We start from the raw sequence: 22,558 nt of genomic DNA on the forward strand, positions 1-22,558 counted from the left end.
CAAATATCATAAAAATTGGTTATAAATTAGATATTAATGGTAATCTATAAGAAGGATAGTTCTTAATTAAAGGAGCGTGATTCGAGTGAGTAAGAAGTCGAGAAAGCGTTACGAGAACAGCATAAAAGAACGATACGATGGAAATTATTCAATTGGACTAGACATTGGGACGAACTCGGTAGGCTGGGCGGTTATTGACGACTCCTACCAAATTCCTGTTTACAAAGGAAAGAAAGCGTGGGGTGTGCGACGGTTCGATCAAGGAAATACAGCAGAAAACCGCCGTTTGAAACGAGGTTCAAGAAGACGGATTAATCGGCGTAGGAAGCGTCTTGAGTATTTGAAAGAGATATTCCAAATCGGTTTGAATGAAATCGATGAAAAATTTTTAATAGCCCATGACTTGATTGATCAGGAAGATAGCGCGCAGGCGATTGAGAAATTCAAGCGAGATTCAACTATGCACTCGCTCCAAAAAGTGTTAAAAGTCATCAGCAAAAGTCAGAAGGAGTATCAAGAGTTAATCGCTACATATCCGACGATGTTCCATCTTCGGTACGACATCATTTCAAATCCAAATCGAAAGTTTGATTTACGACTCATTTATTTAGCGCTCCATCATATCACGAAAAAAAGAGGTCACTTTATTCAAGAAGGATTAGAAGTGAAAGAGTTGCTTAACGTTGATGTACAACAAATCCGAAACATTATTGAGGAAATTTCCACTCACTACTCAGATGAACCGATTAGCTTAACTAATGAAGAAGCGGAACAGTTATCAACTATCTTACGAGATACTCATATAACAAGGAATGACCGAGTGAAGAAAGCGAAGAAAATTCAAAAATCACTTGATCACTTCGCAAGAGCACTGTTAGGGATGAAGTTCTCGGTTACTAAATTGTTTAATATCGATGACGAGGACAAAAAAATCGAATTTAACAAAGAGCTCGAACCACAGTTAGAGGAGTTGTCTGATATCTTGGACGATATCCAAACACATTACTTATTCGATTTGCAATCAGTATACACATCTCTTGTTTTTGAAGATGTAATGCAGGGGAGTCATTATTTTTCAGAAGCAAAGGTAAAGGAGTTTAACACATATAAAGAACAACTCTTACAACTTAAAGAGCTGTTGAAACCGCACGAAATGCTTTATAAACAAGTTTTTATTACACCGAAACCTATCATGAAAGAGTGGAAAAAAACACGAGAGAAAACGTTATATAAACAATTTTCGCTGCTTGATCGCTACAACTACAGTGATATCAGTTCAAAAAATGACATTTTAGATCACGAAGCATTTTGCAAGTCGCTTGAATCCGTATTGAAAAAAGTGACTGATTCAAATGAAAAAGAAGAAATATTGGATGAACTGGAAAAGAGAAAATTTTTACTTAAATTAAATCGACGAGATAACGGAACTATTCCATATCAGTTACATTTGGCCGAAGCAGAAAAAATTCTGGAGAATCAGAAGAAATTTCACGATGTGATTGATGATGAAATGATTGACCGAGTCTGTAAATTGATATCATTTAGAATTCCTTACTATGTCGGTCCCCTTACGGATAACGGGAATTCGGAGTTCGCCTGGATGGAGCGTACAGGGCAAGCGGTAAGACCATGGAATTTTGACGAGACGGTGGATCATGCCACAAGTGCCGAGCGTTTTATTTCACGTATGGTCGGAAACTGTACGTACTTGTATAAACAGCGTGCGTTGCCGAAGCAATCGTTAACGTATCAATTGTTTGAAGTGTTAAATGAAATCAACGTTATAAAAGTGGACGGAGTGCGAATCAGTAAACCGGAACGAGACGAACTGCTTAAACTCTTTTTAAAGCAGAGCAAAGTAAAAATTGCTGACGCAAGTAAATGGCTAGGAGATAAGAAAATATCAGGGACGGCGAAAGAAACGGAATTTTCGAGCTCCCTAAGAAGTTGGCACGAAATGAGTCGGATTCTTGGCGACATCAATCCGGATAAGGTCTTTTCAGAAGCGTTCGATTCGCAACATGGTCAACGATTTGAAATGGCAGAAAATCTAATTTTATGGTCTACCGTCTTCACGGACCGGATGATATTGAAAAGTAAGATTGAACAGACCTATCCCGAGTTTAAAGGCGCCAAACAAGTGTTAGGTCTTAAATACACGGGGTGGGGCCGCTTATCAAACCGCCTTTTGGTCGAGATGGGTGGGAAAGGTCAGCATAATGGCATACAGACGCTGATGTATGATTGGAAACTTGGGAAGGGCAAAGATGAAATTTGCTATGGATTTCAGGAAATCATCACCGATAAAAATCTTGGGTTCAAGGAAGCGATACAAAGCTATAACCGCGAAACACTAGGGGAAGATCATCGTATCAAATTAGAGTGGATTGAAGACTTGGCAGGGTCACCTGCTATTAAACGCGGTATTTGGCAGTCGTTTCAGCTGGTAGAAGAATTAGAACGTATTTTTGGAAGACCGAAGCGAATTGTGGTCGAAATGGCTCGAGAAGATCAGCTCAATCCAAAACGAACGAAAAGCAGAGAAGATCAATTTAAAGAAATTGCTGAAAAATTCCCTGAAGACGTAACGTTACAAAGGTTGAAAACAGAGAACCTTGATTGGGGAGATGTAAGAACGTGGCTTTATTGTACCCAAAAAGCTCGATGTGCCTACTCGAATGAAACATTAGATCGCAATCTTCTGCACCTATATCAAATTGACCATATCGTTCCGTACAGCATTTCGCTTGATGACAGTCTTGATAATAAAGTGCTTGTCAAAAGTAAATTAAATCAAGATAAAGCGGATCATTTGATGCCACTTGAAATTATACCTGAGCGTCGACATTCTGAAATGAAACAGAAGTGGCGTGAATGGCATGAAAAAGGATTGATCTCGAGTAAAAAGTATCATCGGCTATTAATTGAAACGATTACGCCAAATATGGCTGAAGGATTTATCAATCGGCAACTCGTTGAAACTAGACAAATCACAAAGCATGTTGTCGAGATGTTAAACCACCGCTATGCGAAAGAAGATAATCCACCGGATATACTCGGACTAAAAGCTGGGGTAAATGTAAAAGTTCAAAAGGATTTAGGTATTGTGAAAGTTCGGGAAGTGAACGATAAACACCATGCAATTGATGCATACATGGCTGCAACGATTAGTGAGTATGTATACACGATTGGAAAAGGTTCATGGATTGATGGAAAAGCATATTGGAAAAGAAATCGTACGGGAGATCAGTTGAACGATTCTTATCGAAAGAAAAATACTTGGATTGTAAAAGAAATGAAGAAGAACGGCTTGGTGAGTGCGCAAGGTGAACCGTTGACGGAAGCAAATAGTAAAGCAATCTATAATTGGTTCCTTAAGCAAATTGATGATTCACGTTTCTGTATTACGAGGAAACTTGAATCGAGTGGAGAAGATCGGAAATTTTGGAACGAAACACTCTACTCTCCTAAATCAAAAACAAGTACATTGCCGAACAGCGTAGGGAAGCAGTATCTAGGTATTAATGACAGTGTGAAAGTAGCGGAATCCATTCTTTGTTCACTGCAAGTGAAAAAAGGAAAACGTTCTTCGACCGAATATCGGGTAGAGTCAATCAGTCATTACGAACGAGATGAACCAAAAGACCGGTTGCTCGAATATCGATTTAGCAGGGAGTTGGGGGAAAAGTATGAGCTGGGATCAGTAAAAGTGATTAGAAGGCTACCATTGAACACGTTATTGTTAACAGATGGTTATCCGGTACATCTATTATCAAAAAAAGAGGTCCGGAACGCCAATCAGATTGATTTTTCTCAAAATATGTTGAAAAAGATCAATTCACTCCAAAAAAGTGCTGAAATCGCAGATTTAATTAATCTCATTAGAGGACTCGAAGAGCAAGTAAGACATCACTTCATTTTTGCATCTGAAGGACAGTTAAAAGAAATGAAGGAATCGATTGAAGATTTGACAAAAAAGCTAGACTCAATAAAAACGGATGATGCTAAGCATATTAATTCACAAGGCGAACTTGAAATGAGCTCGGAAGTGGGGAAAGAAGTTCGTCAAATGGTCCAAAGGCTAATTATAGTACTCCAACCTTCAAGTAAACGTGTAGACGAGTGGAAAGGGATGGGCCGTTTAAATTTAAACGTCTTAAAATCCAGTGATTTGAAAGTTGTGACTCAATCAATTACCGGACTTGAGGAGCGAATTGAGGTACTGAAACGAAATGGGGAGTATGTCTGTTGACTAGGGAGGCAGGTCATGGGATTTCGTAACTTAATCATCACACAAGAATCACGTCTGTCATCGCAACAAGGGTATCTCGTAGTCACAATGCCGGAAGATGTCCATAAAGTGCACTTAAGTGAACTTGACGCGATCGTTTTGGAAAATCCAAGGGTGAAGGTATCCGGGGTGCTGTTAAATCAACTTAGTCAGCATAACATTTCCCTAGTTCTTTGCGACGACAAGCATCATCCATCAACGATGATGCTTCCGTTGCACGGGAATTTTCATCGAGTCAAAAATATTAATCAACAAATTGCATGGAAAGAAGATGTGAAAGAACGTGTTTGGCAAAAAATTATCCAACATAAGCTGTCTATGCAAATTCAAATTTTAAACACGTTTCAGCGTGATGCATCGCTCTTAGCGGAATATGTTCAAAATGTCGAACCTGGTGACGCGACGAATCGCGAAGGATTGGCCGCGAAAGTGTATTTCCATCAATTATTTGGTAGTTCTTTTATACGAGGTTCAGAAAATCCTGAAAACTGGGCACTAAATTATGGGTATGCCATTTTGTCCAGTTATTTTTCTAGAACGATTGCCGCAAAAGGATATTTGACGGAGCTAGGGATTAAACATAAAAATGAGTTCAATGCCTTAAACTTAGCCTACGATTTGATGGAACCGTTTCGACCGCTTGTGGATCAACGTGTAAAAATGCTAGTTCAAAACGAGTTTACTCAAAAAGAACGGCATCAATTGCTTGATGTAGTTAATGAAAAGATAAAGATTAATGAGACTGTTCAATTTTTACCTAATGCAATCGATTTGTATTGTCAAAATATTTTCAATGAATTAGATGGGAAAGAAGAGAAGCTAATGGCGCTACATTGGAATAAGAGGAGGAAAGGATGAGTTTTCGATACATGCGACTGTTCGTGATGTTCGATTTACCTGTTGAAACGTCTGCCCAAAAGAGACAGTATCGGCGTTTTCGGAAATTTTTAATTGAAAAAGGGTTCATTATGGAGCAGTACTCGATTTATAGCAAACTTGTGCTAAATCATTCCGTAGCTAGCAGTTATCAAAAACAACTCAGGGCCAATTTACCACCGCAAGGAAATATTCAAATGTTAATTATTACTGAAAAGCAGTATTCAGACATCATCGTACTTAGAGGAGAAAAACAGACAAATATCGAATCTTCTACAGAGCGGAAGGTTATTTTATGAATATTTCTTGGGGCAATCACGACTTGTCAATTGCAATATATGATGGTGAATTCAATGTGATTCATTTTGAGAGTCAACGGGACTATCAGTTATGGAATGAGCCAATCATGCGCCTTGTTAAGCAAGTAAAAGGGGATATCGAAATTGATATTAATGTTTGTTCTGAGGATGGGAAGGAGCTGAAGCCATCTCAAATACTTTATATAAGTGCCACGAATCAAGATGCTTTGGAACAACGTGCTCTCCTAAAGCTGATTCACGGAAGAATCCGTGACATCATTGAGCAAAACCCAATCTTGTTCGAAACGTATGAAGAAATTCACGCTCAGCTTGTTCACCTATTCAGTTCGACCTATTTTGAGGATACTTTAAGGGGATTTGAACTCGATTTTGATGTCGAACGTCTCAGTTTAATCAAATTAATCGAAGCGATCCCGTTTGAAGTTGTACCTGAAAACGGTGAGAACTGGGAAGTGAATTCTCGGAAAATCAAGGAAACGATTATATCGCTGCACATAGAAGCAAATCCTGATTGTCAGCTCATTATTCTCGATTATCCAGAGCATAGAATGTCAATTCGTGAAAAACAGAAGTTTATCGAGTATTTGAAAACGCTATCTCAGACGGTCCTCATTGTGACAAGTGATTATCATTTCTTAAAAGCTGTGAATCATGTTGACCATCTACAAATGATCAGTGATTTAGGTGAACGGTATCCGATTTCTGAAGTGGTTCTGGAACAACAGCTCTTCTATTCTGAAGACGCAGGTGTATTAGAAAAGACACTTGCACAGATGTTGGGAGTTGTTTCATTTTATTCTTCAGAAGAGCAAAAAGCGATTGAAAGTGTGTTGAAACAATTATAAAAAAGATGGGAAGACTGCTTCTTCTGCTTCTAAAAGGCTGAAACCTAAAATTAAACCTGTAATTTGAGGTTTTAGACCTGTGTAGTTTTAGAGCAGTAGACAGCTGGATGCTCTCCAGTTCCTCCGCGCTCGGCGTTTTAGACCTGTGTAGTTTTAGAGCAGTAGACAGCAGCATCACCTCGCGTTGCATCGCTTTGACCGTTTTAGACCTGTGTAGTTTTAGAGCAGTAGACAGCACTTAATGGTTCCAATGTATTCTTAGTTCGGTTTTAGACCTGTGTAGTTTTAGAGCAGTAGACAGCTGCCTCAGACGGGAACGCGATGGTCTTATAGTTTTAGACCTGTGTAGTTTTAGAGCAGTAGACAGCAAACGAATCAGAATAATCGACCGATTCCAAGTTTTAGACCTGTGTAGTTTTAGAGCAGTAGACAGCAACGTGTCGAAGAATACACCGCATTTTTGCGTTTTAGACCTGTGTAGTTTTAGAGCAGTAGACAGCCGCATCCATCAAGTGATTGTATTCATCGATGTTTTAGACCTGTGTAGTTTTAGAGCAGTAGACAGCCAGCGACTTCGGCGGCTCTTTGACAAGTTCGTTTTAGACCTGTGTAGTTTTAGAGCAGTAGACAGCTTGGCAGACGTAGCAACTTCAGTATCAAACGTTTTAGACCTGTGTAGTTTTAGAGCAGTAGACAGCGCTGATGCCACTCCTGTTGCGCTTTCGTCAGTTTTAGACCTGTGTAGTTTTAGAGCAGTAGACAGCCTCGCGCAGTTGGAAGAAGTTCCCCCCGCGTTTTAGACCTGTGTAGTTTTAGAGCAGTAGACAGCATCCGTCAAAGACCTGGCGCTCGGCATTCAGTTTTAGACCTGTGTAGTTTTAGAGCAGTAGATAGCAGCCGATGCCTCACATTTTGTCTCGGTTGTGTTTTAGACCTGTGTAGTTTTAGAGCAGTAGATAGCCCGACCAGGTTGAACTCCTGCGTCTGGTACGTTTTAGACCTGTGTAGTTTTAGAGCAGTAGATAGCTTGAAACGAATCATCGAAGAGCACGTGAAAGTTTTAGACCTGTGTAATTTTATTTTTGACTAACTTAAAAGCCGTTCTGAGACCTCAGAACGGCTTTTTACAATTAATTCGCTTCTTTCAATTCTTCCACAGTTTCTTCGTTAAAGTCGAGTTTCTTCACGTCGACGCGTTTCACGAAGAATGCCAGGAGGAGGGCCAACAGGTTCATCCCCAAGGCGACGAAGAACGAATATTGAATTCCGGCAAGCAGTGCTTGTTGGGTGATTGCACCCATCGTGCCCTCTGTTAACGTTGCAGGGTCGATCCCTGTCATCAATGACTCGGCTTCCGTTTTCGTGACCGAGTTCATGATTGTCACGAGGACGGCTGTTCCGATGGCACCCGACACTTGCTGGGCCGTGTTGTTGATGGCCGTTCCGTGTGGGTTGAGATGGGTCGGCAACTGGTTGAGTCCGTTTGTCATGATCGGCATCATGACCATCGACATTCCGAACATGCGGAGCGTATACGTTAAGACGATATACGTGTAGGTCGAATCAAGTTGTACGTGTGCGAGCATATACGTCGAAACGGCTGTGATCGATAGCCCGATGATGGCAAGCAGTTTTGGACCGAACCGGTCAAAGAGTTTCCCGGTGATCGGTGACATGATGCCCATGATCAATGCCCCAGGGAGCAACATGAGTCCGGAATGGAGCGGCGAGATGCCGCGTACACTTTGGACGTATGCCGGTGTCAAAATCATCCCGGAGAACATGGCGACCGCATTGACGATTGCAATGACAGAAGCAAGTGCGAACATCGGATGTTTATAAGCGCGTAAGTCGAGAAGCGGTTTCTCCATGTTGAGCTGACGGATGACGAAAGCAACAAGTGAAATGCCACCGACAATCAAAGTCGTCAAGACGATCGTGTCGTCCCAACCGTCAGAGCTGGCCGAGCTGACACCGTACAAGATGCCCCCGAATCCAAGTGTTGATAAGACGAGGGATACATAATCGAGCGATTGATCTTTGTTTTGGACCATGACATTCTCCGCTTTCCAAATCGCCAGTCCGAGACCGAGGATCGCAAGCGGCAAGATCATTTCAAACAACACACGCCAGTCATAGTATTCTACGATGTATCCGGAAAGCGTCGGTCCGATTGCGGGTGCCGAGATCATGACGAGACCGAAAATCCCCATTGCCGCGCCACGTTTTTCACGCGGGAAGCTGACGAGCATGACGTTCATGAGGAGTGGTCCAAGCGTCGAAGCACCGGCTGCCTGAATCATCCGCCCCGTGAGCAACCAGCTGAAGTTCGGAGAAAAGGCTGCGATAGCTGTCCCGACTGTGAAAATCGCCATCGAGGTGATGAACAGGTTTCGGTTCGAGAAGCGGGTGATCAAATACGCAGATGCCGGTACGAGTACCCCAGTGACGAGCATAAAGCCGGTCGCGAGCCATTGGACCGTTGAATAGTCGGCAATCTCAAGGTCAATCATAATCGACGGGAGCGCGACGTTAAGTAGAGAGTTGTTCAAAAAGGCGATAAACGCCCCTGCAAAAAGAACCGCTAACATGATATAAGGCGGCTTCTTTTGAAATTCTGGTTTCATAGAAGATTTCTCCTTTATAATCTAAATAGTTATATGTTTGTAAATGTCGATGAAATGATTTTATACCTGGCGTATAAATAAAGCAACTATTTTGTACTGCTAGTTCAAAATGGTATACTGAATCCACAATAGATCAGAAGAACGGAGTAACAATGAATGAAAGATAAAAAACGAAAAGTTGCCGATATTGCGATGACCTTATTTATCGAGAATGGTGTTCAGCAGACGTCCGTCCAGGAAATTATCGAGCGTGCGAACATCTCAAAAGGGACATTTTATAATTATTTCGCTTCGAAAACAGACTGTGTGGCAAGTATTCTGGAGAACTTGCGATATGACGCCGCCCAGCGACGCATCGAGATGCAGATGGGGCGGGACAAGCGTGATAAAGACGTGTTTATCGAGCAGATTTCAATTCTGATTCGATTGAACGAGGAGCGGAACCTATACGCTTTGTTCGAGTCCATTATGTCTTCCAGTGAAGCGGAGTTGAAAAAACTCGTCCTCCAGCACCGGGTGTATGAGATTGAATGGATTGCGATGCGTTTGACCGAAATCATCGGCGAGGAGATTCGTCCGTACTCGGTTGAATTGACGGTCCTCTTTAACGGGATGTTGCAGCACATCCTGTTTACAAATCGCATCACCAACTCCGCCTATTCACCGCAAAAGGTTGTCCGCAATCTCTATGCGTACGTCGAATTGATGGCAAAACGAATGGTTCAAACCGGGGAGCATGTGTTGAATCCGGTGACAGTCGATCAAATGCGGGGGACAACGGATAAGCATTTGATCACGCTGGAAGAATTAGTCGAGATGGCCGGTCAAATTGAAGCGAATGTCGACATGACAGAGGAACAACGCGATTTATTCGAAGCGATCACGTTTGAACTCCGGCAGGATCGCTTGCGAAAAATTGTGTTAGAACAACTTCTCAAGCCGTTCCAAAGGTTGTTTAAAGGTGTCACGGGCGAAACCGAGGTACAAAAGTTCACCAACCTCGTTTGGCTGTATACCAGAACGCATTGAATCCAAGTACCTATTTTAAAGAAAAAATTCGTGGGTAATAGGAATTAGGTGAAAAGTTAGGTAAAGCGCTACCAAAGTATGCAAATCAGACACAGGAATGACATAAGTACGTAATGGTGCAGTAATATAGAAGAAACGCGGAAAAAGAAAATTATTCAAAAATATTCATCGAAAATCGCCGAAAAAGAATTGATTCCTACAAATTCATGCGCTACAATCGAAGTACCGAAAGCGCTTTCGGGAAGAGGAGAATGACATGGGTACGATTTACGATTTAGCCAAAAAAACCGGGTTCTCGATTACAACCGTGTCCAAGGCGTTGAACAACTACAAGGACGTGAGCGAGAAGACGAGAGCCAAAATCCTACAAGCCGCTGTTGAGATGGACTATCTACCGAACGCACATGCCCAGTCGTTATCAACGAAAAAATCGTGGGCGATCGGCGTCATGTTCTCAGAAGCAAATGAAGTCGGGATGAAACACCCGTTCTTCAACGGTATTATCGAAAGCTTTCGTCATGCGACAGAGGAGCAAGGTTACGATTTAATCTTCGCCTCGCGTAATCTGAGAAACCGTGACATGAGCTATCTCGAACATTTTAAACACCGTGCGGTCGACGGCATCGTCGTCATCTGCTCGGATCGAATGGATGAGCAAGTTCAAGAACTCATGCGAAGCGACATCCCGATTGTCGTCGTCGATATGGACAGCGCTGACTGTAGCGTCGTCTATTCGGACAACATTGAAGGCGCACGCCTCGCTGTGAACTACTTGTACGAACTCGGACATCGAAAAATTGCTCACCTCGCTGGGGATGAGACGACAGACGCGGGAACTGCGCGAGTCGAAGGATACAAGCTTGCGATGCAAGGATTGGATCTGCCGATTCAACCGGGATATCTCGTGAACGCCGGCTTCTTCTCTGTCGAAGAGGGTAAACAAGCGATGCAGCAGCTGCTCGATCTTGAAGATCGACCAACCGCCGTATTCGTGGCCGGAGATCAGATGGCCATCGGTGCAATCGAGGCTATACATGAAAACGGTCTCCACGTACCTAACGACATTTCCGTCATCGGGTACGACGATATTGAAATGATCCAATACATTACACCGAAGCTGACGACAATCCGTCAAGATACTGATGAGATTGGCGAAGCAGCCGCAGAACTTTTACTAGAACAAATGACCGCGAAGGAGCGTTCGCAAGAACGTCGCATCATCCCGGTCAAATTGATTGAAAGGGCGTCTTGTGCGCCTGTGAAAGAGTGAAATACATGTAATGATATTTCGAAGTCGCTCTCTTCTCTTCAGAAGATGGAGGGAAGAGCGCGATTTCGAAAGTCATTTCGCAGTAAATCGAAAACGCTTTCGATATTTTATTTCGAACAAACCGAAAGCGCTTTCGACAATTTTTACCCTCTTCTTGCAAACGCTTTCTACTATTTTTAAAAAGGATGGGAACAACACATGCGTAAATTAGTTAGCTTACTTACAATTGGAGCACTTTCAGTTGGCGTCTTGAGCGCTTGCTCTGACAGCAGCAGTGAAGGATCTTCAGATGCTAAAAAAGACGACGTCTTGAAAATCTGGTCGTTCACAGATGAATTGAAAGAACCAATCAAAACATACGAAGAGCGTAACGGTGTGAAAGTCGAATTGACAATCGTACCAACAGCTGACTACCCAACGAAGTTGAAGCCAGCTCTTGAAAGCGGCGTCGGCGCACCTGACGTCTTCACTGGTGAAATCGCGTTCCTCAAACAATGGGTTGACGCTGGATACTGGGAAAACCTTTCACAAGAGCCATACAACGCAGATGAAGCTGCTGACGACATCGTTCCTTACGTCTTCGACCTTGGGAAAGATAAAGACGGCAACGTTCGTGCCCTTTCATGGCAAACAACTCCAGGTGGGATCTACTACAAACGTAGCTTAGCAAAAGAAGCACTTGGTACAGATGATCCAAAAGAAGTCGGCGAAATGATGAGCACGATGGACGGACTCTTCGAAGTCGGTGAGAAGTTGAAAGAAAAAGGCTACAAACTCTTCCCAGACGAAGGTTCAATCCGTTGGTTCGCACAAGGTGCTGACCCACAAGCATGGGTAAACGAAGACAACGAACTCGTCTTGACTGAAGGAAAACAAAAGTACTTCGAATACGCGAAAGAGCTTCGTGAGCGTGGTCTTACTGCCCTCGCGCCAGAATGGTCACCATCTTGGTTCGAAGGAATGGACAAGCCGATCAAAGTTAAAGAAGGCGGAAAAGAAACTGAAACACAAGTCTTCTCATATGTCCTCCCAACATGGGGTCTTCACGCTGTCTTGAAAGAGAACGCGAAAGAAACTGCTGGTGACTGGGCTGTAACAAGCGGACCAAGCCCGTACTTCTGGGGCGGTACATGGGTCGGTGTTTACAAAGACTCTAAGAACAAAGAAGCAGCATACGATTTCGTTAAACTCATGACACAAGACGAAGAGTTCTTGACAGACTGGGCGAAAGAAACAGGTGACGTTCTTGCCTTCACACCAGTAACTGAGAAGATCAAAGATGATTTCAGCGATGAGTTCCTCGGCGGACAGAACAACTACGAGTTCTTCCTCGGCGAAGCAGATTCAATCAAGCCAGGGATCGTTACGAAGTACGACCAACAGCTCGACACACTTTACGGTGCTGCGGTTACTTCATATGTAGAAGGTAAGAAATCAAAAGAAGAAGCAATCGAAGAATTCAAGAAACAAGCGAAAAACGCTTACCCAGACATCGTTGTTGACTGACGATGACTTACACGAGGGAGGGGATTCCCTCCCTCGGTTCTTATGGAAGGAGAAATACACGTGAAAAAACTAGATCGTTACGGCTATCTGTTCATCGCCCCGTTCTGGGTCGTCTTCTTGACGTTCAGCATTTACCCGGTCTTCTTGACGCTTTACTATAGCTTCACGAACTATACCGGTAGCCCAGGAGAAGAGATTGTCGGATTTGCGAACTATGCACGGTTGTTGACGGACACATACTTCATCGAAGCGTTTTTCAACACCATCAAGATTTGGGGAATCAACTTCGCCTTGCAGATTGGAATGGCACTTTTATTGGCGCTCTTGTTCTCAGATCTCCGTTTGAAGCTAAAAGGACTAAACTTCTTCCGTTCGTTCTTCTATCTTCCAAACTTGATCACAATCAGCTCGGTCGCGCTTTTATTCGGTATTTTGCTCGACTGGCAGCATGGTTCACTCAACATGGTGTTGATGAAAATCGGTTTGATCTCAGATCCAATCAACTGGTTGGCAGAGCCAGTGACGGCTCAATTGTCCGTCTCACTCATCCTGACATGGATGTGGTTCGGTCACTCCTTCATCATCGTGATGGCCGGTGTCTCGGGTATCTCAACAGATTACTTCGAAGCCGCTCACATCGACGGTGCAAACCGTTGGCAAATGTTTACGAGGGTCACACTTCCCCTATTAAAACCGATTCTTTTATACATCATGATCACATCGCTCATCGGTGGACTTCAATTGTTCGACCTTCCGATGTTGATTACCGATGGAATTGGTTCACCAGACGGTTCATTGAACACGATGGTACTTTACTTGTATAACCAGGCCTTCAAGTACAACAACTACGGCTACGCATCAGCGGTCGCTTACGGCTTATTCTTGATCACACTCGTCTTCTCGGCGATGGTCTTCAAAGGTATGTTCCGTAACGAACGCGCGGCAAAGAAGGAGGCGTAAGCAATGGAACAAAATGCAGAAACACGGCGTATGCTTCCTGATAGCGAAGCGCAGCCGAAACGTAAAGAAGACCGCCCACTTCAAGTGGCGCCACCTTCAAAACCGAAAGCGAAGAAAAGTTTTGCTCGAGGCTTAATCTATACAAGTTTGATTTTACTTGCGATTATCTGCTTCATCCCGTTTTTGATGATGATCGTCAACGCGACTCGGACGAACGGAGAAGTCATGGCTGGCTTCACGTTGATCCCGGGTACAGCGTTACTTGATAACTACGCTACCCTCAGCGAGTACATCAACATCTGGAACGGTTTCAAAAACAGCTTGATCATCTCGGTATCGGTGACGGTCCTCTCTGGTTACTTCTCGGCCCTCACTGCATACGGGTTCACGTTCTACAACTTCAAAGGGAAGAATGCGATGTTCATCTTCATGCTCGTCATGATGATGGTACCGGCTCAGCTCGGGTTGATCGGATTCTATGAAATCAGTAAGACGCTCAAGATTCTTGATACGTTCATCCCGCTGATTGTCCCGGCGATTGCGACACCGTTTACCGTCTTCTTCATTCGTCAATACACACAAGCGACGCTTCACATCAGCTTGATCGAAGCGGCACGTATTGACGGTGCGAGCGAGTTGCGTATTTTCCACACAATCGCTCTTCCAATGATGATGCCAGCTATCGCGACGATGTCGATCTTTACTTTCATCGGCTCGTGGAACAACTACTTGATGCCACTTGTCCTCTTATTCTCTCCTGAGAAATACACGTTGCCTGTATTGATGGGCTTCTTGAAAGGATCACAAGTCGCAGAGAACCTTGGCGCGCTATACCTTGGAATCGCTATCTCGGTCGTGCCGATCATGATCGCGTTCTTGTTCCTCTCGAAGTACATCGTCAGCAGTATTTCGGCAGGTGCTGTCAAAGAATAAATATAGAGAAAAGAGGAAAACACTATGCATTTCAACAAAGACTTCGTATTCGGTACAGCCACTTCTTCGTACCAAATTGAAGGCGCTCATAACGAAGGGGGGCGCACTCCTTGTATTTGGGATATGTTCTGTGACATCGACGGCCGCGTGTTTGAAAAACACAACGGCGATGTCGCTTGTGACCACTACCACCGCTATGAGGAAGACATCCAACACATTAAAAAGCTTGGTGTCGACACATACCGTTTCTCGATCGCGTGGCCACGAATCTTCCCGAAAAAGGGTGAGTACAACCCGGAAGGAATGGCGTTCTACAAAAACTTGGCAACACGTCTACGTGAGGAAGGCATCAAGCCTGCCGTTACAATCTACCATTGGGATCTTCCAATGTGGGCGCACGAAGAGGGCGGCTGGACTAACCGTGAATCAGTGAACTGGTTCATCGATTATGCGAAAGTCTGCTTTGAAGAACTTGACGATATCGTCGATTCTTGGATCACACACAACGAGCCTTGGTGTGCCGGTTTCCTCGGCTACCATCTCGGTGTGCACGCACCAGGACATCGTGACCTGAACGAAGCGGTACGCGCCGTGCACCACATTTTGTTGTCGCACGGAAAAGCGGTCGAGTTGTTAAAACAAGAGATGAAGTCCACGACCCCGATCGGCATCACTCTTAACTTGTCACCGATGTATGCGAAGACAGATTCTGCGAACGACCGACTTGCGATGAACAATGCCGACGGGTATTCGAATCGCTGGTTCCTCGATCCGGTCTTCAAAGGTGAGTATCCGGTCGATATGATGAACTTGTTCTCGAAATACGTGCATAACTTCGACTTCATCCAATCGGGTGATATGGAGACGATCTCGACAGAATGTGACTTCTTCGGTATCAACTTCTACAGCCGTGGACTTGTCGAGTTCAATGCAGCGAACGATTTCTTGAAGGCAGACGCATACTCTGACTATGATAAGACGGGCATGGGCTGGGATATCGCCCCGAACGAATTCAAAGACCTGATCCGTCGTTTACGTGCAGAGTACACTGACCTTCCAATCTACATCACGGAGAACGGCGCAGCGTTTGACGACGTGCTGGAAAATGGCGAAGTCCATGACGATAACCGGATCGACTACGTCCGCCAGCACCTCGAAGCCGTCTCAGACTTGAACGACGAAGGCATGAACATCCAAGGCTACTACCTCTGGTCATTAATGGATAACTTCGAATGGAGCTTCGGTTACGAGAAGCGCTTCGGAATCCTCTATATCGACTTCGAGACACAAGAGCGCATCTGGAAAGACAGCGCGAAGTGGTATGCCGGTGTCATCGCTGACCACAAAGCCAAACACGCAGACAGCGTCGAGGCGTAAGACGAAACCCATCCCTGCCGCTACGGGGATGGGTTTTTGTGTGGAGTCATTCCATTATGGGAACGGGTAAGAGAGGAGGGATGATGATGAAACGTGAGTTTGCGACGTATGAAGTGACAGGCTACGACGACCAAGGGAAAATCAAGTTCGTTCATTTGAAAGAAGGGGAGTTTGTCTTACCCGTCGAGATCAAAGGGGACGACTTGAGAAAAATCAAGAAGATGATGGAGCTGAACCCGGGCGTGACGGTCATCGTCCATGCGGCGGTCGACCAAAAGCGGATGCGGCTTTTAGAGGTTGACGGGTATTCGCTTCGAAAAGAAGAGACATAAAAACGCCAGCACCTATAACGGGCTGGCGTTTGTTCATGGAAGTAACAGAATCTTCCCTTGGCTCTTACGACTTTCTAAATAGTCATGGGCGGAAGCTCCGTCTTTCAAGGCGAATGTTGTAGGGGGTTGAACCTTCAACTTTCCGTCTGCAATCCATGCGAACAACTCATTGGAACGGCGGATGCGTTCCTCGGTTGTCGTGAGGATGTTCCATAAGTCGCCCCCGGTGAGCGTCTTCGATGTATCCATCAGCATGCGCGGGTCGACCGGTTTCGGGTCACCGCCTGCCATACCATAGAAGACGACCGTTCCGCCGATACGGGTCGCTTCGAAGCTGTCTACAAGTGTCGCGCCGACTGAATCATAGACGACGTCCGCTCCACGACCGTCTGTTTGTCCTTTGATGGCTTGCACCCAATCGTCCTCATAACGGAACGCTGTCTGTGCCCCGAGGGATTGGACAGTCGACACTTTCTCGTTTGTCGACGTCAATCCAATGACCGTGCCACCTTTTAGTTGAATCATTTGTGTTAACAGTTGACCGACACCACCGGCGGCTGCATGAACGACCGCAACGTCCCCTGACTGGACGTCATAACTGTCATGGACGAGATAATGGGCCGTCAATCCTTGGAGCATAACCGAGGCTGCCGTTTCGAACGAAATCGCGCCCGGTAACGGAACGGCTTTCTCGAGTGGGACCGCGACGAATTCAGCGTTCGCATGCGGGACGTCCGCAAAGGCGATGCGGTCACCTGCTTTAAGGGAAGTAACCTCTGTCCCGACTTCTTCGACGACACCGGCTCCTTCATATCCGAGGATATACGGCGGCTCTCCGACGAGGTGATAATTCCCTTTTCGGCGATAGACGTCGGCGAAATTCAATCCGATCGCTTTCGTTCTTACGAGCACTTCATTCGGTTGGATCGATGGGGTGGGAATGTCTTCAAAGGTGAGTACTTCCGGACCGCCAAATTGATAAAATACGAGTGCTTTCACGTGATCACGCCCTTCTCTAAAGTCATGAATACTATAGCATATCCGGTACGGGACGGCCTTCTTGAATCAAAAACAGCCCTTCTCATTGCTGAGAAGGGCTGTCTGTGTGATTAAGCCGAAGCTTTTTCCATTTCTTCTTGTGCTTTCAACTCTTCACCGTACGAGACGCGGTCTTGAATACGTACGAACGGGAGGTAGAGGGCAACTGACATCGCGATTGTCGCGATTTGTAAGAGTGCTGCACGCCATCCGCCGATCAAGAAACCAGAGATGATTGGTGGTGTCGTCCAAGGTACTTGAAGCGCGTTGAACGGTTCAACCCAACCCCAAAGGATTGCGAAGTACACCATGAATGATGCGATTGCAGGTACGACAACGAACGGTACGAACATGATCGGGTTGAAGACGATCGGCATCCCGAAGATGACCGGTTCGTTAATGTTGAATAAACTTGGTGCGAGCGAGAGTTTACCGAGTTGCTTCAAGTGAGCCGAACGGGCGACGATGAGTGTCGCAATGATAAATCCGATTGTGATTCCAGAACCACCAAGCTTCGTGAAGACATCAAGGAACTGGATTGTCACGATTTTTGCGTTTTCGCCAGCGACGAGTGTACCACCAGCATCAATGATTGCTTGGTTTTGAAGCGCGTTCGCAGTGAGGAGTGGTCCCATGATACCCATGAGGATTGCCGCTCCGTGAATTCCACACCACCACATGACGGACATGAGGACCATGATGATGACCGCTCCAGCGAGTGTGTCTGTCAAGTTTTGAAGTGGTGCTTGAAGAACGTCATAGATGACTTCAGTGAATGTACGGTCTGCGACAGCTTGGAAGATTCCGAATGTCGCAACTGCAAGCGAAATGATCGCAAGTCCTGGTACGAGTGCAGAGAATGAGTTCGATACGCCTGGTGGAACACCGTCAGGCATCTTAATCCGAATACCGCGTTTGATGAACTGGGAGTAGATGAAACCGACTGTCAATCCGACGACGATAGCAGCGAGGACACCTTGTCCACCTGTCCATACTTTCGGGATGACGCCACCAACAAACTCTCCAGATTCAGACAAGACTGATGCTTGTGTGATGATGAGGAACGAGATGATTCCGAGGATACCGGCTGGTACACCTTCGATCTTTTCGTTTTTGACGTATGAGTAAGCGATACCAAAAACACCGATTAAAGCAAGAATGTCAAATGTTGCACCGACAACCTGTGTAAGCGGGAGCGTCCAATCTGCTCCGAAGAGACCAGACATAAAGTCGGCCCAACCTGGAATCGGCAATGCCAGGATGAGAAGGAACAATGATCCGATGATCGTCATCGGCATGGTGAGGATGAACCCGTCCTTGATTGCAAGGACAGGTTTTGCGTTCGCGAAGCGAACAAATCCAGGGGTGAACTTTTCAAACACTTTTTCTAAACGGCTCATAGGGGAACCTCCTTATAGGTCTTCAGCGCGCGTGGCGATGATCTCTTGATACCAGTAGAACGATTTTTTCTTCTTACGCGCGAGTCCGTTTTTATGGTCGACGTAGATGAAGCCGTACTGTTTTTTATAGCCGTTAAGCCAACTGAGGAGATCGATGACCGACCACGCGTAGTAGCCCGCGACGTTGATGCCTTCCTGGACCGCATGTTTGACGGCACGCAAGTGGCTTTCGATGTATTCGATACGTGGCGTATCCATGATTTCACCATCGACGATCGGGTCCTCGTCACCGAGTCCGTTCTCTGTGATGTAGATCTTGATGTCGCCGTAACGGTCTTTCAACATGCGCATTCCTTCGAGGAACGCATCCGGAGCGATTTCCCAGCCCCATTTCGTATAGACTTTGTCATCCATCATGACGGTTTTGTATACGCCATCGAATGACGGGTTACCCGGACGACCAGTCGAATTCTCACGACCCCCGGCCATGACGAGTGCAGAGTCATTTTTCATGACGCGCTGCGGGCAGTAGTAGTTGAGGCCGATAAAGTCGTTCATCGGAGCGGTACGTTTCAGAAGGTCGAGCTCTTCCTCTGTCCATTCAGGGAGGAAGCCTTTCGCTTCAAGCCCGTTCACGACGTATTCCGGATATGTCCCTTTCAAGATCGGGTCATAGAACCAGTGTGTCGCGTACTCATTCGCATGCATTTCCGCGAACTTGTTGTCCGGGTCGTTGTCGATGCTGAAGGATGGGCTGAATACGTGCGTGATTCCGATTTCCCCATCATAACCAGCTTTTTTAAAGATTTCAACCGCACGTGCGTGGGCGACGAAGACGTTGTGTGTTGCTTGGAAGTATGCTTTGACGTCTCCTTCAATCCCTGGTGGATGTGCCCCTGACAAGTAGCCGAGTGAGCAGAAGATGACAGTTTCGTTGAACGTGATCCAGTGACGGACACGGTCACCGAACGCCTGGAAGCAAGTGTCGGCGAAACGGACGAATGCATCAACCGTTTCCTGGCTACGCCAGCCGCCTTTTTCTTCGAGCGCTTGTGGGAGGTCCCAGTGGTAGAGTGTCACGAAAGGTACGATGTTATGTTTTAAACATTCGTCGATGACGTTGTTATAAAATTCAAGACCTTTCTCGTTCACTTCACCTGTACCGTTCGGGAAGATACGTGGCCATGAGATCGAGAAGCGATACGATTCAAGTCCCATTTCAGCCATGAGGCCGATATCTTCTTTGTAACGGTGGTAATGGTCGACAGCGACGTCGCCATTCGTATTCTCAAATGTCTTACCAGGAATTTTCGAGAAGACGTCCCAGTTCGAGACGCCTTTCCCGTCCTCGTTCCATGCACCCTCGACCTGGTAGGAAGCCGATGCGGCACCGAACAAGAAATTGTTAGGCATTTTCAAAATGGTCACCTCTATTATTTATTTGCGAGTTTGATTGCGTGGTCGAGTACTTTCGTCCCGTTCATCATGCCGTAGTCGATTGTGTTGATGACATCGATTGCGACACCTTTTGGTTCGCAAACTTGTTTTCCTTTTGCGAGCAAGTATTTTACTTGTGGTCCGAGAAGGGCAACATCGATGTTGTCTACGTAAGCTTCCATTTCTGATTCAGGGTAAGCTGCGATTTCTGCTTCGATTCCGCGTTCAGCGGCAACCGCTTTCATTTTTTCTACTAACATACTTGTTGACATACCTGCTGCGCAGAAGAGTCCGACTTTAATCATTTTTGATCCATTCCTTTCAATTCGTTGATTTCATTTTGCATGCTCATCATGTACTCAAGCATTTCTTTCACAAGAATCGTATTCATCAAGTGATCTTGCGCGTGAACCATGAGGACACCGACCGTCGCCGATTTTCCTTGTGCTTCAAGTGTGACAAATTTCGTTTGAATCGCATGTGCCTCTTTTAATGTTGCGTCACCTGCAGCGACTGCAGCTTCCGCTTCTTCTTTCTTTCCTTCTTGCATGAGACGCATCGCTTGGTGATAACTTCCTTTGGCATCCCCAGAAAGGGCGATGAGACCGAAAATATCTTCCGGTGAGATTTCAATTGTTTCCGAAACCATAAGATCTCTCCTTTTTTGTATGGATAACTCAAATTCATAGGTACAAATTCTACAATGTGATAATAGCACGATAGCGTTTTCATGTAAACCTTTACTTTATTTCTAAAATGTGAACAAAAAAACGCACGCGAGACATGATCTCTCGGGTGCGTTTAGGACTTGATGTTCGAGACTTTAAGCATTTTAACATGCTGGAAGTGATGGGTCGAGCGTGATACGTCGAAAATCTGACCGTTTGTTAAATAGACGGTGTTGTCGACGAGAAGGGCTGGATCGTTCTCCTTCAAATCGAGCAGAGCCGCGGCATCCTTATTGAGGAAATCGGCATAAATGACGCGGTCGGCAAAACCGATAGCGAGCTTTTGATCGTTCCGTAAATACGTATAAATCGACTTTTGGACAATGTTCTCATCGAGATAGATGACGAGTTCTTTTCGGAAATACGAATCCTCGACCGAGAACGGATGGTCATCGACGAGACGGAGCCGTTTAACGTAGTAGACAGGCGTCCCGACCGGACATCTCATGCGTTCCGCGACTTCTTCGTTAGCTGTTGTCTGTTCGAACTTTAACACCCGGGTCTCGACTTTCCGTCCACTGAAGTCACTCGTCAAACCTTGCAGTTTTTCGAGGTTGATGTAATCGCTATTATAATGGTCGCGCACGAAGACACCACTACCTTGTACCTGATAGACGTACCCTTTATTTACGAGAATCTCGATTGCTTTACGGACCGTGTTCCGGCTGACGCCATACTTCGTCGCGTACTCGTCTTCTGTCAAAAGTTTGTTTGTATGTTGATAGACATGATTCACGATGTCCGATTCGATTTGAGTGGCAACTTGCTTATACTTCGGAGCCATACGTTTCTACACCTTTCAAAAAAATTTGTGGGAATGAATTCGCTAACAGTATAGCAGAATTTTTTTGTAAGCGTATACGAAACATTCGTCAATTGTTGAAAAAAGTCGAATGATAATTGAAAGAATTTTTAGATAATATGAAACAATTGGCAGGGATTTACGTATAAAAGAGGGTAATGGTTTAGTTAGAAACAAGTTTAAGTTGATGCAGTATTTAGGGATTTACAGGACTGGTCGCCAAATACAGGAGCAGGAAACGGAGTCGGATATACGAGAAGGGAAGGATTTGCGATGGAATTGACACCGAAGTTAAAAGCACAAATTGATACGATTTTAAGCGTTCATCGTTGGACTGGATGGGGTATCGGCATCATCGGTATGGCACTTGTGGTCAGTTTTTTGATTTATGCTTCCTATTGGACAGTGGCGGATGGGATCGTCATAGGGATGTTGTATGTCATGATGGCGCTACTGCTCGCAACGGTCTTTGTGCGTTACCGGATGTGGCTTCGCTTCGTGACGAATCAAAAAGCGAGAAACTTGCTGACGTTTAGAATGATGGCACAAACGTTAGCGTTTTCTGGGATTGGATTATATGGAGTATTTTATTTCAGCAGCGGGGCGAGCGAACCACAATCGTTTTTTATGTTTTTGGCAACACAAGTCATATTTCTAGCGGTTGATTACTTAGGAAAACGACTCGACCGGGTGATCCAATCACATGACGAGAACTATTTGACAGGCCGGGATTTAAAAGCAATTCAGGATGTAAGGGCGTATGAAAAGGAGAGGGGAAATGGATAAG

General features: G+C 45.2%; 19 protein-coding genes and 1 CRISPR repeat array. Of the genes, 12 read left to right on the forward strand and 7 right to left on the reverse strand.

Annotated elements, in window-relative coordinates:
* Positions 1 to 85 precede the first annotated feature (85 nt).
* The 4 genes from cas9 to KNP03_RS12490 are packed head-to-tail and all read left to right on the forward strand — an operon-like array spanning position 86 to position 6,332.
* The gene (gene cas9, locus KNP03_RS12475; protein WP_214829717.1) at positions 86 to 4,252 is read left to right on the forward strand and encodes a type II CRISPR RNA-guided endonuclease Cas9; all 4,167 of its coding nucleotides are present in this window, start codon (positions 86 to 88) and stop codon (positions 4,250 to 4,252) included.
* Between the two features lie 15 nt (positions 4,253 to 4,267).
* On the forward strand, positions 4,268 to 5,149 hold the full coding sequence (gene cas1 / locus KNP03_RS12480; RefSeq protein WP_214829719.1) for a type II CRISPR-associated endonuclease Cas1: 882 nt from the start codon (positions 4,268 to 4,270) through the stop codon (positions 5,147 to 5,149).
* Positions 5,146 to 5,466, forward strand: coding sequence for a CRISPR-associated endonuclease Cas2 (gene cas2 / locus KNP03_RS12485; RefSeq protein WP_240544611.1), 321 nt, complete (start codon positions 5,146 to 5,148; stop codon positions 5,464 to 5,466). Before cas1 ends, cas2 begins: the two co-directional genes overlap by 4 nt.
* Positions 5,463 to 6,332 carry a hypothetical protein gene (locus KNP03_RS12490; protein WP_214829721.1) on the forward strand — a complete coding sequence of 290 codons (870 nt, stop codon included), beginning with the start codon at positions 5,463 to 5,465 and terminating at the stop codon, positions 6,330 to 6,332. Before cas2 ends, KNP03_RS12490 begins: the two co-directional genes overlap by 4 nt.
* A gap of 68 nt (positions 6,333 to 6,400) precedes the next feature.
* A CRISPR array of direct repeats spans positions 6,401 to 7,359; the repeat unit is 36 nt; unit sequence GTTTTAGACCTGTGTAGTTTTAGAGCAGTAGACAGC.
* Positions 7,360 to 7,462: 103 nt separating this feature from the next.
* On the opposite strand, the gene KNP03_RS12495 is transcribed toward KNP03_RS12490, so the two are convergent.
* Positions 7,463 to 8,959, reverse strand: coding sequence for a DHA2 family efflux MFS transporter permease subunit (locus KNP03_RS12495; RefSeq protein WP_214829723.1), 1,497 nt, complete (start codon positions 8,957 to 8,959; stop codon positions 7,463 to 7,465).
* A 156-nt stretch (positions 8,960 to 9,115) separates the two neighbouring features.
* Here KNP03_RS12495 and KNP03_RS12500 point away from each other — a divergent pair, with 156 nt between their 5' ends.
* The 7 genes from KNP03_RS12500 (at position 9,116) to KNP03_RS12530 (ending at position 16,366) form a co-directional block, all read left to right on the forward strand.
* Positions 9,116 to 9,988 carry a TetR/AcrR family transcriptional regulator gene (locus KNP03_RS12500; RefSeq protein WP_214829725.1) on the forward strand — a complete coding sequence of 291 codons (873 nt, stop codon included), beginning with the start codon at positions 9,116 to 9,118 and terminating at the stop codon, positions 9,986 to 9,988.
* 256 nt (positions 9,989 to 10,244) lie between these two features.
* Entirely contained in the window at positions 10,245 to 11,258 is a 1,014-nt protein-coding gene (locus KNP03_RS12505; RefSeq protein WP_214829727.1) for a LacI family DNA-binding transcriptional regulator, read from the forward strand.
* Between the two features lie 198 nt (positions 11,259 to 11,456).
* Positions 11,457 to 12,764 (forward strand): ABC transporter substrate-binding protein, encoded by a 1,308-nt coding sequence (locus KNP03_RS12510; RefSeq protein ID WP_214829729.1) that lies wholly within the window; start codon positions 11,457 to 11,459, stop codon positions 12,762 to 12,764.
* A gap of 60 nt (positions 12,765 to 12,824) precedes the next feature.
* Positions 12,825 to 13,724: a carbohydrate ABC transporter permease gene (locus KNP03_RS12515; protein WP_214829730.1), complete on the forward strand. Its 900-nt coding sequence runs from the start codon at positions 12,825 to 12,827 to the stop codon at positions 13,722 to 13,724.
* 3 nt (positions 13,725 to 13,727) lie between these two features.
* A complete protein-coding gene (locus KNP03_RS12520) occupies positions 13,728 to 14,657 on the forward strand; it encodes a carbohydrate ABC transporter permease (RefSeq protein WP_214829731.1) in 930 nt (309 codons plus the stop codon).
* A 24-nt stretch (positions 14,658 to 14,681) separates the two neighbouring features.
* On the forward strand, positions 14,682 to 16,034 hold the full coding sequence (locus KNP03_RS12525) for a GH1 family beta-glucosidase (protein ID WP_214829732.1): 1,353 nt from the start codon (positions 14,682 to 14,684) through the stop codon (positions 16,032 to 16,034).
* An 86-nt stretch (positions 16,035 to 16,120) separates the two neighbouring features.
* Entirely contained in the window at positions 16,121 to 16,366 is a 246-nt protein-coding gene (locus KNP03_RS12530) for a hypothetical protein (RefSeq protein WP_214829733.1), read from the forward strand.
* A 33-nt stretch (positions 16,367 to 16,399) separates the two neighbouring features.
* On the opposite strand, the gene KNP03_RS12535 is transcribed toward KNP03_RS12530, so the two are convergent.
* The 6 genes from KNP03_RS12535 to KNP03_RS12560 form a co-directional block, all read right to left on the reverse strand.
* Positions 16,400 to 17,365, reverse strand: a complete 966-nt coding sequence (locus KNP03_RS12535) for a quinone oxidoreductase family protein (protein WP_214829734.1) — start codon at positions 17,363 to 17,365, stop codon at positions 16,400 to 16,402.
* Positions 17,366 to 17,475: 110 nt separating this feature from the next.
* Positions 17,476 to 18,804 (reverse strand): PTS sugar transporter subunit IIC, encoded by a 1,329-nt coding sequence (locus KNP03_RS12540; RefSeq protein WP_214829735.1) that lies wholly within the window; start codon positions 18,802 to 18,804, stop codon positions 17,476 to 17,478.
* Between the two features lie 12 nt (positions 18,805 to 18,816).
* On the reverse strand, positions 18,817 to 20,223 hold the full coding sequence (locus tag KNP03_RS12545) for a GH1 family beta-glucosidase (protein WP_214829737.1): 1,407 nt from the start codon (positions 20,221 to 20,223) through the stop codon (positions 18,817 to 18,819).
* Between the two features lie 14 nt (positions 20,224 to 20,237).
* On the reverse strand, positions 20,238 to 20,546 hold the full coding sequence (locus tag KNP03_RS12550) for a PTS sugar transporter subunit IIB (protein WP_214829739.1): 309 nt from the start codon (positions 20,544 to 20,546) through the stop codon (positions 20,238 to 20,240).
* The gene (locus tag KNP03_RS12555) at positions 20,543 to 20,890 is read right to left on the reverse strand and encodes a PTS lactose/cellobiose transporter subunit IIA (RefSeq protein WP_214829741.1); all 348 of its coding nucleotides are present in this window, start codon (positions 20,888 to 20,890) and stop codon (positions 20,543 to 20,545) included. The genes KNP03_RS12550 and KNP03_RS12555 overlap by 4 nt, the downstream gene beginning before the upstream one ends.
* Positions 20,891 to 21,042: 152 nt before the next feature.
* Positions 21,043 to 21,753, reverse strand: a complete 711-nt coding sequence (locus tag KNP03_RS12560; protein WP_214829742.1) for a GntR family transcriptional regulator — start codon at positions 21,751 to 21,753, stop codon at positions 21,043 to 21,045.
* A gap of 291 nt (positions 21,754 to 22,044) precedes the next feature.
* Here KNP03_RS12560 and KNP03_RS12565 point away from each other — a divergent pair, with 291 nt between their 5' ends.
* Positions 22,045 to 22,557 carry a hypothetical protein gene (locus KNP03_RS12565; RefSeq protein ID WP_214829744.1) on the forward strand — a complete coding sequence of 171 codons (513 nt, stop codon included), beginning with the start codon at positions 22,045 to 22,047 and terminating at the stop codon, positions 22,555 to 22,557.
* Position 22,558: the final 1 nt, after the last annotated feature.

Origin of the sequence: Exiguobacterium algae (genome assembly GCF_018617875.1) — a bacterium.
GTDB classification, from domain to species: Bacteria; Bacillota; Bacilli; order Exiguobacteriales; family Exiguobacteriaceae; genus Exiguobacterium; species Exiguobacterium algae.

Coding starts and splice junctions, on each gene's coding strand:
- KNP03_RS12490 (WP_214829721.1), top strand. CDS start 5,463: ATGAATATTTCTTGGGGCAATCACGACTTGTCAATTGCAATATATGAT.
- KNP03_RS12505 (WP_214829727.1), top strand. CDS start 10,245: ATGGGTACGATTTACGATTTAGCCAAAAAAACCGGGTTCTCGATTACA.
- KNP03_RS12550 (WP_214829739.1), bottom strand. CDS start 20,546: ATGATTAAAGTCGGACTCTTCTGCGCAGCAGGTATGTCAACAAGTATG.
- KNP03_RS12555 (WP_214829741.1), bottom strand. CDS start 20,890: ATGGTTTCGGAAACAATTGAAATCTCACCGGAAGATATTTTCGGTCTC.
- KNP03_RS12510 (WP_214829729.1), top strand. CDS start 11,457: ATGCGTAAATTAGTTAGCTTACTTACAATTGGAGCACTTTCAGTTGGC.
- KNP03_RS12520 (WP_214829731.1), top strand. CDS start 13,728: ATGGAACAAAATGCAGAAACACGGCGTATGCTTCCTGATAGCGAAGCG.
- cas1 (WP_214829719.1), top strand. CDS start 4,268: ATGGGATTTCGTAACTTAATCATCACACAAGAATCACGTCTGTCATCG.
- KNP03_RS12540 (WP_214829735.1), bottom strand. CDS start 18,804: ATGAGCCGTTTAGAAAAAGTGTTTGAAAAGTTCACCCCTGGATTTGTT.
- cas2 (WP_240544611.1), top strand. CDS start 5,146: ATGAGTTTTCGATACATGCGACTGTTCGTGATGTTCGATTTACCTGTT.
- KNP03_RS12500 (WP_214829725.1), top strand. CDS start 9,116: ATGAAAGATAAAAAACGAAAAGTTGCCGATATTGCGATGACCTTATTT.
- KNP03_RS12495 (WP_214829723.1), bottom strand. CDS start 8,959: ATGAAACCAGAATTTCAAAAGAAGCCGCCTTATATCATGTTAGCGGTT.
- KNP03_RS12565 (WP_214829744.1), top strand. CDS start 22,045: ATGGAATTGACACCGAAGTTAAAAGCACAAATTGATACGATTTTAAGC.
- KNP03_RS12560 (WP_214829742.1), bottom strand. CDS start 21,753: ATGGCTCCGAAGTATAAGCAAGTTGCCACTCAAATCGAATCGGACATC.
- KNP03_RS12530 (WP_214829733.1), top strand. CDS start 16,121: ATGAAACGTGAGTTTGCGACGTATGAAGTGACAGGCTACGACGACCAA.
- KNP03_RS12525 (WP_214829732.1), top strand. CDS start 14,682: ATGCATTTCAACAAAGACTTCGTATTCGGTACAGCCACTTCTTCGTAC.